The following is a 12,397-nucleotide window of genomic DNA, read 5'->3' as shown; positions in this document are numbered from 1 at the left end:
CGTCCATGGCAGTGGAGGACCTAGCGCCCATCCGGTGATGGGGGTTCGGGATCGCCCAGGCCCCGTGCGGCCAGGGCCTCCCCGGTGGCCCGTGCATAGGCAACCGTCGTGATCACGACGGGCAGCGAACGGGCCAGCAGGTTCCGTTCAAGGCCGCGGGCACGCGCAGCATCGCGAACATCTGCGAAGGCGCCAATAACGAACGGAATGCTGCGCAGCATCAAGGCCACAGTGAGGGAGAAGCGTTCCGGGTCGGCCCCAAACCGCTGCAGGGGACGGACCAGGGCCGCCAGGCCGTCCAAGAGTTCGTCGACGGGGGTTGAGGCGGTGAGGATATTGGATGCCAACACGGTGGCCAGGATCGCGGCGATGACCTGCCACGCCACGAACGGGCCAAACTGCCACCACTGGTAGGCCGCGATGAGCACCAGAAAAACCAGCATCAGGCGCACGGCCCGCCACAGGCGCCGCCAGGACAAGCCGGCCACAAAGTGGGCCCCGGACACGGCCGCCAACGTGGCGGTGGTGGCCACCACCCCCGCAGGAACTGAGATGAGCGGTGTGGCCAGGCACAGCACGGCGACACCCAACAACATCAGTGCCTTCAGTGCCAGCGGCAGCCGGTGGATGATCGAGTTGCCGGGCACATACCCGGCCACCAGGAAAGCATGGCCGCGCACTAGGCCGCCAACTCCCGGTACCGGGCAACCGCACGGTGGGGATCGCCGTCGTACTTCAACTCGCCATGGTCAAAGACCAGGATCCTGTCAAAGGTGGCGGCAAGGCCGAGGTCATGGGTGGACATGATGATCTGCTGGGGGAGTGAGTCCAGGCGTTGCATGAGCAGCCGGGTGTTGCGCAGGTCCAGGAGGGTGGACGGTTCATCGAGCACCAGGATGGAGGGTGCCACCGCCAGCACTGTGGCAAGGGCCGTCAACTGGCGTTCGCCACCGGAGAGTTCGTAAATGCTGCTCTGCGCCAGGTGTGCCAAGCCATAGTCGGCCAGGATGGACAGGGCCGCAGCCTTGCGTGTTTTCTTGTCCAACTTTCGACGGCGCAGCGACAGTTCCACATCCTCCAGCGGCGTGGGCATGACGAGCTGGGACAAGGGGTCGGTGAACACAAAGCCCACGCTGCGGCGCACGGCGGAGGCCTCGTTGTGGGTGGTGCGCCCATTGACGTGGACAGCGCCCGTGGATGGCAGCACCAGTCCGTTGAGCAGGCGCAGGAACGTGGATTTGCCCGAGCCGTTGGCGCCAATGACGGCGATCCGTTGTTCGGTCAGGTCCAGCGACAACGGGGCCAGGATGCGTTTTGAGTCCTGCGTGCGGGGATCGGCGGAGGCAATCGTGACGCCGGCCTGGTCCAGGACGATCCGGTTTCCGGCTGCGCCTTGGGACTGCGGAAAATTGGGATCGGGGGAGTTGTGTGCTGAGGTGCTCACTTGCGGCGGCGCACCAGCAAATCGGGGAAGGCACGGTGCAGGCTGAGCGCAATCGCCACGGCCAGGACATTCTTGACGATGTCGCCGGGGAGGTAAATGACGTCGGCCAGTATTGCTGTGGGCAGGCCCATGCCGTAGATGACAAACCCCACAATGCCGCTGGCGTGGGTCACGACGGTGCCGGCCATGGCTGCACCGAACAATGCGGCGGCACGCCACCGGCTGTGGACGGCGAACGTCGCCAGCAGGCCGATCACGGCAACACCAAAGATGAAGCCCACGATGTAGCCCGCCGACGGGCTGGCCAGCACGGCGGGGCCGGCCCGGAAGCCGCTGAAGATGGGCAGGCCGATCAGGCCCAGCAGGATGTACAGGCCCACGGCCGCGGTGCCACGGCCAAAGCCGAGCACCAGCCCGCACAGGGCAACCACGAGTGTCTGCAAGGTGATGGCCACACCCAGGGGGCCGACATTGATGCCCGGCACGGCGACGGAGGCGGCCATGAGGGCGGCGAAAACAGCAATCAAGGAAAGGTCCATGGCGCCCCAGCGTTTCCGCCGGGAGTATAGCCCACCCTGTTTGGGCGCATCACCAGGGACTGGATTTGATGTAGTCAACGTCTCATCCACCGGTCGTGAAGAACTCATTATTGCTGCTTTCGGTAAAGTTTTGCCAAGGACGGAGTTTGCCACCCCGGAACCTCGTTAGACTGACTAGGTTGTTCAACGCTCGTCTCATCCTGAACTGGAGAGATTCGTTTCGCGGCATCTACCCACTTACGTGAAAGGTTACTACGTTGATATCGGTCCAAGACCTTGAGTTACGTGCAGGAGCGCGCCTGCTCATGGACGAAGTGTCATTCCGCATCGACTCCGGTGACAAGATCGGCCTGGTGGGCCGCAACGGCGCCGGAAAAACGACCCTGACCCGTGTATTGGCCGGCGAAGCCCTGCCCGCGGGCGGCAAAGTCACCCGCACCGGTGAGATTGGCTACCTGCCGCAGGATCCGCGCACCCCTGACATGGAGCAGCTGGCCAAGGACCGCATTCTTGCGGCGCGCGACATGGACAAGGTCATCACCAAGCTGCGCAAGGCCGAGAGCGACATGGCCAGCGAAGACGACACCATCCGCGACAAGGCGATGCGCCGCTACGACCGCCTGGATGCCGAGTTCCAGGCCGCCGGCGGTTACTCAGCCGAGGCCGAGGCAGCCGCCATTTCCTCCAACCTGGCCCTGCCCGAACGCATCCTGAACCAGCCGCTGAAGACCCTCTCCGGTGGCCAGCGCCGCCGTGTCGAGTTGGCGCGCATCTTGTTTTCAGGCGCGAAGACTATGCTCCTCGACGAGCCCACCAACCACCTTGACGCCGATTCCGTGGCCTGGCTGCGGGACTTCCTCAAGAGCCACAACGGCGGCTTGATCGTGATCAGCCACGACGTCGAACTGCTCGACGCGACAGTCAACAAGGTCTACCACCTGGATGCCAACCGGGCCACGATTGACCAGTACAACCTCGGTTACAAGAAGTATCTGGCACAGCGCGAAACCGATGAACGCGCCCGACGCCGGGAACGCGCCAACGCTGAAAAGAAGGCCGGCGTCCTGATGGAGCAGGCCAACAAGATGCGGGCCAAGGCCACCAAGGCGGTTGCCGCACAGAACATGGCCAAGCGTGCCGAACGCCTGCTCTCCGGACTCGAAGAGGTCCGGGCCAGCGACAAGGTTGCGGCGTTGCGCTTCCCGGATCCTTCGCCGTGTGGCAAGACTCCGCTGATGGCCGAAGGGCTCAGCAAGTCTTATGGTTCGCTGGAAATCTTCGTGGATGTCAGCCTGGCGATTGACCGCGGTTCCAAGGTCGTCATCCTGGGCCTCAACGGTGCCGGCAAGACGACCCTGCTGCGCATGCTGGCAGGCGTGTCCAAGCCCGATACGGGAAAGATCATCCCCGGTCACGGCTTGAAGGTTGGCTACTATGCCCAGGAGCACGACACACTTGACGTGACCCGCACCGTCCTTGAAAACATGCGCGCCTCCGCGGGCGACATGAACGACGCCGAAGTCCGTGGGATTCTCGGCTCGTTCCTGTTCTCCGGCGATGACGTGAACAAGCCGGCCGGCGTCCTGTCCGGTGGCGAGAAGACCCGCCTGGCCCTGGCCACCATCGTCGCCTCCAGCGCCAACGTGCTGCTGCTCGATGAGCCCACCAACAACCTTGACCCCGCCAGCCGTGCCGAAATCCTGGGCGCCCTGAAGAACTACACCGGCGCCGTTGTTCTGGTGAGCCACGATGAGGGTGCCGTTGCGGCCCTGGACCCCGAGCGCGTGGTGCTGTTGCCCGACGGCGACGAGGACCTGTGGAGCCCGGACTACCTGGACCTGATCACGATGGCCTGATCCCCGGCGCCGGTTCCCTGCCCTGGTCCCAGCTCCCTTTTGTGGGGGGTCCGGTGGCGGGCAGTCGTTCTGGTTGGGGACGACGGCGGGAGGCCACCTTTGCTGAAAAGGTGGCCTCCCGCCGTCGTACTTTAAGCCCGTCCTGGTTTGCTGGGGTGTGCAGGCCCTGAACAGGCGCCCAAGCATGTCAGCGCACGGCAGTTTCCGTTGCCCCGGTGGTGGCCAGGAGCTCCTGGTAGCTGATGGACAGCATCGCCTGGTGGCTGCCGGCCCCGGCCCAGAGGAGCGGGTACTGGGCAAGGTCCGTGTCCAGGAAGGTGCGCATGGGGGAGGGGTGGCCCAGTGGTGCAACACCGCCAACGGCCTGGCCGGCATGTGCCAGGACATAATCGGGGTCGGCACGCCTGATCTTGGCCAGTCCGTGCTCGCGTGCCACCTTCCTGACGTCCACCTTCCCGGCACCGCTGGAGAGGATGAGCAGGGGTTCGCCGCCACATTCAAAGATCAAGGAGTTGGCGATGGCTCCCACCTCACAGCCAAGCACGGCCGCGGCCGTTGCGGCGGTGGCGACCGAGTCGGGGACGACGATGACTGTGTCGGGAAGTCCGGCGTCGAGCATGGCTGCGCGGACCTTCCCGACAATGGGGTTGTGTTCTTCGGTCGTCGTCTCGGAATTCATCTCAGCAGCCACATTTTCATTCTATGACAAAACTCACACAGGCGGGCGGGTGGCCCGACCGCGGGCAGCCGGCTAGAAGCCCTGCGAATCCAGCAGCGCGTCTTCGGCCTCTTCAGCCGTAGGGCGGGCCCCCGGCTTGCGAACCTTGGGGTGCCTGCGGGGGTGGAATGCCGAACCCCTGCCATAGAGCTCCTCGACGGGAACGCCTGATTCGGCTGCCTCAAGCGCGTCGAATTCGTCGTTGCGGCGCTGCATTCTGGCTGCGTAGCCAAAACCGACAAACGCCAGGATGCCAAAGGCAATCCACTGCAGTGCATAGCTCAGGTGCGAGCCCTCATCGATTGACGGGGCCGGGAAGGGCACGGGGTTGGTGGCGGCTGCCGGCGCCTCGCTGGCCAGTTGCCCGTAGGCGCCCGTTTTGATCGGGTAGTCCACTTGTGCGGCGTAGTCATTGAGCTCAATGGTCGCGAGCTGCCCGGCAGGTGCGCCGCGGTCGAGCTTGGGCTCGGGGGGCTTGAGCCGGGCCACCACTGTCACGACGCCGGCTTCAGGCTGCGGGACGACGTCGGGGTGCCCTGCCTCGTTGTAGCCAATCGGCAGCCAGCCACGGTCAATGATCACGGTGTCGCCGTTCTCAAGTGTCAGCGGGACGAGCACCTCATAGCCGGGGGCGCCGTTGAGGGGGCGATTGCGCACGACGCGTTCATCGGCAGTCTGGTAGGTGCCCTTCAGGCGCACCTGGGTCCATTCCCGCGCCGGATCCAGTGCGTCAAAATTGTCGGCAACGTCGGCATAGTCGACGATTGTGCCGGCATAGTTTTCCTGAATTTTGCTGATGTTTTCCACCACGGCGTTTCGGCGGTTCATCTGCCAATTGCCCAACGCCACACAGGCGATGGCAAACACCAGGGCCATGACAAAGTAGCCCGCCCATTTGCTGGAGAAGAGAAATTTGTACGTCTTCATGAACTAGGCGGAATCCTTAGGGCTCAAGGGCAGAGTCTCTTTCCACAGGGAACGGCTTTGCAGATAATCTTCAAGCCACGGGGCATGCTCAAAGCAGGCCAACCAGATCTTGCGTCGTTCGGGTGTGTGAATCTTGGGATTGTTCCACAGCAGCTGCATGGTGGCGTTTTCGCGGCAGCCCTTGCGTGAACAGATGGGTGTTTCGGGTTGCTCCGGGCCGGGCTGTCCCTCGCCCGGCAGCAAATCAAAGATGTTCATGGTGTTTGTCCTCCTGCGACGCTTTTTCGCTGCCTGCATCCGGGTCCGCTTCTCCCGCGCCGTCCGTCTCGTCCGGGAGCGGCTCGTCCGGAACAATCTCGCCGGCGAGCACGTCGCCTGGTTCGGCGCCGCCGTCAGTGCCGGATTCGCCCCCCGAAACGGCATACATCGGGGCTTCGTCGAGAAGTTCCACGGTTTCCCGGTGGACGACGTCGGCACCGCCGTTGGCGATGACCACTGCCACCCACGGCAGGACCACGGCACCGATGATGGGGATCAGCTTGAACCACCCGTCAAAGACGAAGATGGCTGCCAAACACACCATGCGGATGCCCATGGTGACCGAATACTTGACCATGCGGCTGCGCATTTCTTCGCTGTGCGAGACCGCGGCGTTGGTTATGGCTTGGACGTTGGTGGCGGGCGCGCCGTGACGGTACTTGCTGCGCCGGCCTGCACCGAACTTCGGCGTAGCTGATTGCTCTTTCATCACACTCCAAGGGACACCTCCATTCTGTCACTGCGAGGGTGCACAACCAAAAGCCAACTGTGTGGAGGCGGGCCTTTCACCGTAGGATTCGTTAACCGCAGTGAATTTCGCAGCGCAGCCCGGCGTTCCCGCAGGAACACCCGGGAATTGCCCCTGGATTATCCGGGGGACCGCCCGGCTGGCTGCCAAGCCACTGCTCGAAACCGCTTTTTGGGCGTCTATTGTTCTGACGCTTGATTTTCTATGGTCCGATTTTATGGAGGAATACATGAGTGCACAGGCAGGCGAAGAGCGCCAGGGTCGCAGTGTTTTGGTCACCGGCGGGAACCGTGGCATTGGCCTTGCCATTGCACAGGCGTTCCTGGCAAACGGCGACAAGGTTGCCGTGACGTACAGGAGCCCGTCAGAGCTGCCCGAGGGAATCCTTGGGGTCCAGGCCGACGTCACGGACGCGGCCTCGATTGATGCGGCATTCACAGAGGTTGAGGCCGCCCATGGGCCCGTTGAGGTGTTGATCGCCAACGCCGGCATCACGAAGGACACCTTGCTGCTGCGCATGAGCGAGGATGACTTCACGTCGGTCGTGGACACCAACCTGTCGGGTGCCTTCCGCGTCATCAAACGCGCCTCCAAGGGCATGATCCGCAAGCGCAAGGGCCGTGTGGTGCTTATCTCATCGGTTGTCGGCCTGTATGGCTCACCCGGCCAGATCAATTACGCAGCATCCAAGGCCGGTCTGGTGGGCATTGCCCGATCCCTCACCCGCGAACTTGGTTCGCGCGGCATCACAGCCAACGTTGTGGCCCCCGGCTTCATCAGCACCGACATGACGGCCGCGCTGCCCGAGGAGACCCAGAAGCAGTACCTTGCCAGTATTCCGGCAGCGCGCTTTGCCTCGGCTGAAGAAGTGGCCAACGTGGTCCGGTGGGTTTCCAGCGATGAGGCCTCCTACATCTCCGGCGCTGTCATCCCCGTCGATGGCGGCCTGGGCATGGGCCACTAGGACACCCTGCCGTCGCGCTGTTCGCGCCCGGGAGCGCAGCAGCCTACTCGGCAGTAGCATCGTCCGCGGATAAGATTCGTTTTAACGCCCACGGCGGGCCCAACAGCCCGGCCAGTGATCGACCAGCAATAAATTAAGGATATTTTTTATGGGAAAGCTTGACGGAAAGACAGCCATTGTCACCGGCTCATCACGCGGCGTCGGCGCCGACGTGGCCAAATACCTCGCCGCCGAGGGTGCGGCCGTGGTGGTCAACTACCGCCAGAAGGCACCCCGGGCCAACAAGGTAGTGGCCCAGATTGTGGAAGCCGGCGGCCGGGCAGTAGCCGTGGGCGCCGACCTCACCACCCAGGAAGGCGTGCAGGCGCTGGTCAGCGCGGCACTGGAGAACTTCGGCTCCCTGGACCTCGTCGTCCTGAACGCCTCAGGCGGCATGGAAAGCGGCATGGCTGAAAACTATGCATTGCTGCTCAACCGCGATGCACAGGTGAACCTGCTCAATGCGGCGTTGCCCGTTTTGCCCGCAGGATCACGGGTGGTATTTGTCACAAGCCACCAGGCGCACTTCATTGAGACAGTGCCCACCATGCCCGAATACGAGCCCGTTGCCAAGAGCAAGCGCGCCGGCGAGGACGCCCTGCGCGCCTTGATCCCGAACCTGGCCGCCGAGGATGTATCCCTGGTGGTGATTTCGGCCGACATGATCGAAGGCACCGTCACTGCCACGCTGCTTGACCGTGCCAACCCGGGTGCCATCGAGGCGCGCCGCGCCGAAGCCGGTCGCCTGTACTCGGTGTCTGAATTTGCCGCTGAAATCGCCAAGATTGCAACCGCAGACGTGCCTACCGGCCACACCGAATACGTGGGCGGCGCGGACTCCTTCAAGTAGCCCCTGAGCCCACGACAAACGCTCCTGCAGCTTTGGCACGAATTCTCTTGACGCTCCTGCAGTCACTGCAGGAGCGGTGTGGAAAATCCTGCCATAGCTGCAGGAGCGTTCGGTCGTTAAATCAGTGGTAAATCCGGCGGTCCAGGCGTTCCCCGCACGGCCGGCCCAGACTGGACTTCTAGACGTCCCGGATGTTGGCCAGGGCCAGGGCGACGTCAAGATTCGGCAGGTTGATCTGCGCATCGGCGGCTTCACGCACGGCCGGTTTGGCATTGAATGCCACGCCAAGCGCGGCAGCTGCCATCATGTCGAGGTCGTTGGCGCCGTCACCAATCGCCATGGTCGCGCCCTGGACAATGCCGGATTCCATGCTCCAGTTCCGCAGTTGGACGGCCTTGGACGCCCTGTCAACAACTGCCCCTGTCACCTTGCCCGTCAGGTGGCCGTCAATGATTTCAAGGTCGTTGGCCAGCGCAAAGTCCAGGCCAAGGCGCTCGGCCAGCGGTGTGAGGATCTGCGAGAAGCCGCCCGACACGGCGGCAACAACGTGCCCCGCAGCCTTGGCCTGTGCCACGAAACGTTCGGCGCCCACTGACAGCCTGACCTTCGCACCGACTTCCGCCAGCACGCTCTCGGGAAGGCCCGCCAGCGTGGCCACCCGGTGGTGCAGGCTCTCGGCAAAATCCAATTCCCCGCGCATGGCGGCCGCCGTGACCTTGGCCACCTCGGCTTCGGTGCCGGCATGGGAGGCAAGGAGCTCGATGACTTCCTGCTGGATCAGTGTGGAATCCACATCCATGATGATGAACTTGCGCGCCGCATGGCGCAACGAGTCAGGCACGACGGCGGTGCCCACCTCTCCTGCCCCTGCCTCCGCCAGCGCCTTCCGCAACCTTGCCAGCCGCGCTGCGGACTGGGCATCGGTTGTTCCCGAGGGGGCAAGTGAGCCCAGCTCAAGCACTATTGCTTCAAAACCGGGATGGTGCTCGCCGCGTTCCGAGGCAATGGTGTAGCCGTGGTCGGTCAGGACTGTCCTGACTTTCTCCATGACGGCAGGGGAGAGCGTTTGGCCGTAGCTGACTGCTGTGAATGTGGAGGGCATGCTGACGATTCTAGCCGCTGTGCCCAAAAATCCTGATTCAGAAACCATGCTTCACCTGCCCGCACCCCAAGATTCATGGCGCGGGCGGGTGTGTGCTGGTTAGCGCTGGCCGCCCCTCGTGTCATAAGCTCAGTTCTTATGAGTGAAGTCTTGGGTTTGGCCGGTGTCAGCGTTGTCCGCGGCACTAAAACATTGTTGGACAACGTCGATTGGCGCGTCGCCGAAGGCGAACGCTGGGTGGTCCTGGGACCAAACGGCGCCGGAAAAAGCACCCTTCTGCAAATCGCCGGTGCCCGCATGCACCCCACCCGCGGCGTTGCGGGAATTCTGGATGAGGTTTTGGGTGCCGTTGATGTCTTTGAATTGCGCCCGCGCATTGGTGTGGCCTCCGCCAGCCTTGCCCACCAGATCCCGGAGCATGAAAAAGTCTTGAACGTGGTGGTGACGGCGTCATACGGCGTCACCGGCCGCTGGCGTGAAGCCTACGAGCGCGACGACGAACGCCGTGCGTTTGGCCTTTTGGAGGAGTGGGGCGTCTCCACGTTCTTCAACCGCCCCTTCGCCTCGTTGAGCGACGGAGAGCGCAAGCGCGTGCAGATCGCCCGCGCCCTCATGAGCGACCCCGAACTGCTGCTGCTGGACGAACCGGGTGCCGGCCTGGACCTGGCCGGGCGCGAAGGCCTGGTCCACCGCCTGAGTGAACTTGCCGCCGACCCGATGGCTCCCAGCACCGTGCTGGTAACGCACCACCTCGAGGAAATCCCGCCCGGCTTCACCCATGCATTGCTGCTGCGTGAAGGAGCGGTGGTCGCCCAGGGGCCCATCGCCGACGTCCTGACGGAGGACAACCTCAGCGCCACCTTTGGCCTGCCGCTCGCTGTCTCAAGCAACGGCGGCCGCTACACTGCAACGGCACGCAGCTAGCCGCCGTCGTTCTTCCCGGACTGGCCCCACCGGCAGCCCCGGCACCGTCCAGCACACCAGCCATACCGCAGAGGACCTGCCACACTTGTGAACGCGCTTGATTCTTTTTTCATCCTGCTGGGCGGCTTGTGGGCCGGCACCATCAACACGGTGGTGGGCTCCGGGACGCTTGTCACCTTCCCCATCCTGATTGCACTGGGCATCGCCCCCGTCATGGCCGTTGTCAGCAACGCCATGGGCTTGATTGCCGGGGGAGTGTCAGGGACCTGGGGCTATAGGCGCGAGCTGCGGGGCATGGGACACAACCTGGCGCGGCTGATTCCGGCCTCGCTGCTGGGCGGAGTCACCGGCGCCTACCTGCTGCTGCACCTGCCCGAAGAAGTGTTCCACGTTGTCGCCCCCGTGCTGATCGTGTTTGCCCTCGCGCTGGTCATTTTTCAGCCCCGGCTGCAGGCAGCCGTCAAGACCCGACGCGACAGTGCCCCGTCGGGACGCTCCCACGATGCGCTCATGGTGGGGCTGGTGTTTCTTGCCGGCGTGTACGGCGGATACTTTGTGGCGGCCCAGGGTGTGCTGCTGGTGGCAATTCTCGGCATTTTCATGAGCGGCACCCTGCAGAACGCCAATGCCGTAAAAAACGTGCTGTCCCTGAGTGTGAACATCATCGCGGCAATCTCGTACCTGCTGTTTGCTCCGGAAAAGATCATCTGGGCAGTGGTCGGACTGATCGCCGTCAGCTCCCTCATCGGCGGCTTTGTCGGCGCGAAAATCGGTCGCAGGCTGCCGCCTGTCGTTCTGCGCACTGTCATCGTCATCCTTGGCCTGGTGGCGTTGTTCTTCATGGTCCAGAAACTGGTGGTCGCATGATCATCCACCTCGAGGACGCCGCCGACCCCCGCGTCAGCGACTATGTCTCCCTGACAGACGTCCAACTGCGCAAGGCCAAGGAACCCGCCGAGGGCCTTTACATTGCCGAAAGCCCCAAGGTGGTCCGGCGCGCCCTGGCTGCCGGACACCAGCCCCGCTCCTTCTTCCTGGCGGAGAAAAGGCTGCCTGAGGTGTTGGACGTGCTTGAGGCGCACCCCGATGTCCCAGCTTTTGTGGGCACCGGCGCCATGCTGGAGGAAATCACCGGCATCAACCTCCACCGGGGTGCCATGGCGGCCATGCACCGCCCCGCACCGGCTGACCTCCCGTCGCTGCTGGCCGCAGCCCGCCGCGTGGCGGTGCTGGAGGACATCAGCGACCACACCAACATTGGTGCCATCTTCCGCTCCGCCGCGGCACTGGGCATCGATGCCGTCCTGATCAGTCCCAGCTGCGGGGATCCGCTGTATCGCCGCAGCATCCGTGTGAGCATGGGTGCTGTGTTCCAGGTCCCGTGGGCGCGCCTGGCGTCGTGGCACGCAGGCCTGGACCTGCTCCATGAGGCTGGATTTACGACGGCGGCCCTGGCCCTGGAGCCCGACTCGCTCACCATTTTGGAACTTGCCGCCCGCAACGAGGAGAAGCTGGCCTTGATCCTTGGCAGTGAGGGCAACGGCCTCAGTGCCGAAACACTGGCCCGGGCCCGGCACACCGTCATGATTCCCATGTTCGCGGGCGTTGACTCGCTGAACGTCGCTGCCGCCAGTGCCGTTGCCTTTTTTGCCACCACACCTGACGGCGCCGCGGGTAGTCTGAAAGCATGAACGTAGACGAGAAGGTATCCGACTTTTCCTTGCCCGACCAGCACGGACAGGTGCGCAGCCTTTCCGAACTCAGCGCCAACGGCCCGCTGGTGATCTTCTTCTACCCCTTGGCCGGCAGCGGCGGCTGCACGAAGGAGGCCTGCCATTTCCGGGACCTGCAGGCGGAGTTTGCGGCCGCGGGGGCCTCGATCGTGGGCATCAGCACGGATTCGGAGGCCAAGCAGCTTGATTTTGCCACCAAGAACAACTTCAACTACCCCCTCCTGAGCGACAGGAAAGGCGAGGTGGCGGATTTGTTCGGTGTCCGGCGCCGCCTGCTGGCCAAATCACTGCCCACCAAGCGGGCCACGTTCATCGTGGACGCCGCCGGAATCCTGCGATTCGCCGTCTCCAGCGAAACCAACATGGATCTGCACGCCGACCAGGCCCTTGCGGCCCTGGCCTTGATGGGCTGATTTCACACCCTTTCACAACGGTTCCACAGCGCCGCGCGTCCCGGCTTGTCGAAATGGGCGCGAACCGGTAAAGTTTCTAGCTGGTCCTAGTGGCCATATCA

General features: G+C 63.7%; 15 protein-coding genes. 7 read left to right on the top strand and 8 right to left on the bottom strand.

Annotated elements, in window-relative coordinates:
• Positions 1–20: 20 nt before the first annotated feature.
• The 3 genes from AC1L6K_RS12940 to AC1L6K_RS12930 form a co-directional block, all read right to left on the bottom strand.
• On the bottom strand, positions 21–680 hold the full coding sequence (locus tag AC1L6K_RS12940) for an energy-coupling factor transporter transmembrane component T family protein (protein ID WP_480949273.1): 660 nt from the start codon (positions 678–680) through the stop codon (positions 21–23).
• Positions 680–1,375: an energy-coupling factor ABC transporter ATP-binding protein gene (locus AC1L6K_RS12935; protein ID WP_480952768.1), complete on the bottom strand. Its 696-nt coding sequence runs from the start codon at positions 1,373–1,375 to the stop codon at positions 680–682. The genes AC1L6K_RS12940 and AC1L6K_RS12935 overlap by 1 nt, the downstream gene beginning before the upstream one ends.
• Positions 1,376–1,440: 65 nt before the next feature.
• Complete coding sequence (locus AC1L6K_RS12930; RefSeq protein WP_480949272.1) at positions 1,441–1,983, bottom strand: biotin transporter BioY; 543 nt, start codon at positions 1,981–1,983, stop codon at positions 1,441–1,443.
• A gap of 257 nt (positions 1,984–2,240) precedes the next feature.
• Between AC1L6K_RS12930 and AC1L6K_RS12925 the strand changes: the two genes are divergently transcribed.
• Positions 2,241–3,839, top strand: a complete 1,599-nt coding sequence (locus AC1L6K_RS12925) for an ABC-F family ATP-binding cassette domain-containing protein (protein WP_480949271.1) — start codon at positions 2,241–2,243, stop codon at positions 3,837–3,839.
• A gap of 187 nt (positions 3,840–4,026) precedes the next feature.
• Here AC1L6K_RS12925 and AC1L6K_RS12920 read toward each other — a convergent pair whose 3' ends face one another.
• Genes AC1L6K_RS12920 through AC1L6K_RS12905 form a run of 4 tightly spaced genes read right to left on the bottom strand, consistent with a single transcriptional unit; the run spans position 4,027 to position 6,232 of the window.
• Positions 4,027–4,530, bottom strand: a complete 504-nt coding sequence (locus AC1L6K_RS12920; RefSeq protein ID WP_480949270.1) for a YbaK/EbsC family protein — start codon at positions 4,528–4,530, stop codon at positions 4,027–4,029.
• 60 nt (positions 4,531–4,590) lie between these two features.
• Positions 4,591–5,484, bottom strand: coding sequence for an SURF1 family cytochrome oxidase biogenesis protein (locus AC1L6K_RS12915; RefSeq protein ID WP_480949269.1), 894 nt, complete (start codon positions 5,482–5,484; stop codon positions 4,591–4,593).
• A gap of 3 nt (positions 5,485–5,487) precedes the next feature.
• Complete coding sequence (locus AC1L6K_RS12910) at positions 5,488–5,742, bottom strand: hypothetical protein (protein ID WP_480949268.1); 255 nt, start codon at positions 5,740–5,742, stop codon at positions 5,488–5,490.
• Positions 5,729–6,232 (bottom strand): DUF3099 domain-containing protein, encoded by a 504-nt coding sequence (locus AC1L6K_RS12905; protein ID WP_480949267.1) that lies wholly within the window; start codon positions 6,230–6,232, stop codon positions 5,729–5,731. The genes AC1L6K_RS12910 and AC1L6K_RS12905 overlap by 14 nt, the downstream gene beginning before the upstream one ends.
• Before the next feature lie 268 nt (positions 6,233–6,500).
• Between AC1L6K_RS12905 and AC1L6K_RS12900 the strand changes: the two genes are divergently transcribed.
• Both AC1L6K_RS12900 and AC1L6K_RS12895 read left to right on the top strand, forming a co-directional pair.
• The gene (locus AC1L6K_RS12900; protein ID WP_480949266.1) at positions 6,501–7,235 is read left to right on the top strand and encodes a beta-ketoacyl-ACP reductase; all 735 of its coding nucleotides are present in this window, start codon (positions 6,501–6,503) and stop codon (positions 7,233–7,235) included.
• 148 nt (positions 7,236–7,383) lie between these two features.
• Positions 7,384–8,124 (top strand): SDR family oxidoreductase, encoded by a 741-nt coding sequence (locus AC1L6K_RS12895; RefSeq protein WP_480949265.1) that lies wholly within the window; start codon positions 7,384–7,386, stop codon positions 8,122–8,124.
• 178 nt (positions 8,125–8,302) lie between these two features.
• Here AC1L6K_RS12895 and serB read toward each other — a convergent pair whose 3' ends face one another.
• Positions 8,303–9,226, bottom strand: a complete 924-nt coding sequence (gene serB, locus AC1L6K_RS12890; RefSeq protein ID WP_480949264.1) for a phosphoserine phosphatase SerB — start codon at positions 9,224–9,226, stop codon at positions 8,303–8,305.
• Between the two features lie 138 nt (positions 9,227–9,364).
• Between serB and AC1L6K_RS12885 the strand changes: the two genes are divergently transcribed.
• The 4 genes from AC1L6K_RS12885 to AC1L6K_RS12870 all read left to right on the top strand — a co-directional run bounded on the left by AC1L6K_RS12885 (position 9,365) and on the right by AC1L6K_RS12870 (position 12,296).
• Positions 9,365–10,150, top strand: coding sequence for an ABC transporter ATP-binding protein (locus AC1L6K_RS12885; RefSeq protein ID WP_480949263.1), 786 nt, complete (start codon positions 9,365–9,367; stop codon positions 10,148–10,150).
• Positions 10,151–10,237: 87 nt separating this feature from the next.
• Positions 10,238–11,017: a sulfite exporter TauE/SafE family protein gene (locus AC1L6K_RS12880; protein ID WP_480949262.1), complete on the top strand. Its 780-nt coding sequence runs from the start codon at positions 10,238–10,240 to the stop codon at positions 11,015–11,017.
• Positions 11,014–11,841: a TrmH family RNA methyltransferase gene (locus AC1L6K_RS12875; RefSeq protein WP_480949261.1), complete on the top strand. Its 828-nt coding sequence runs from the start codon at positions 11,014–11,016 to the stop codon at positions 11,839–11,841. Before AC1L6K_RS12880 ends, AC1L6K_RS12875 begins: the two co-directional genes overlap by 4 nt.
• Positions 11,838–12,296 (top strand): peroxiredoxin, encoded by a 459-nt coding sequence (locus AC1L6K_RS12870; protein ID WP_480949260.1) that lies wholly within the window; start codon positions 11,838–11,840, stop codon positions 12,294–12,296. Before AC1L6K_RS12875 ends, AC1L6K_RS12870 begins: the two co-directional genes overlap by 4 nt.
• The last annotated feature ends 101 nt before the right edge of the window (positions 12,297–12,397 follow it).

The sequence above is a fragment of the Specibacter sp. BI4 genome (assembly GCF_056680095.1).
The sequence above is the reverse complement of the archived record's forward strand: the minus strand, read 5'-3'. Positions and strand labels throughout refer to the sequence as shown.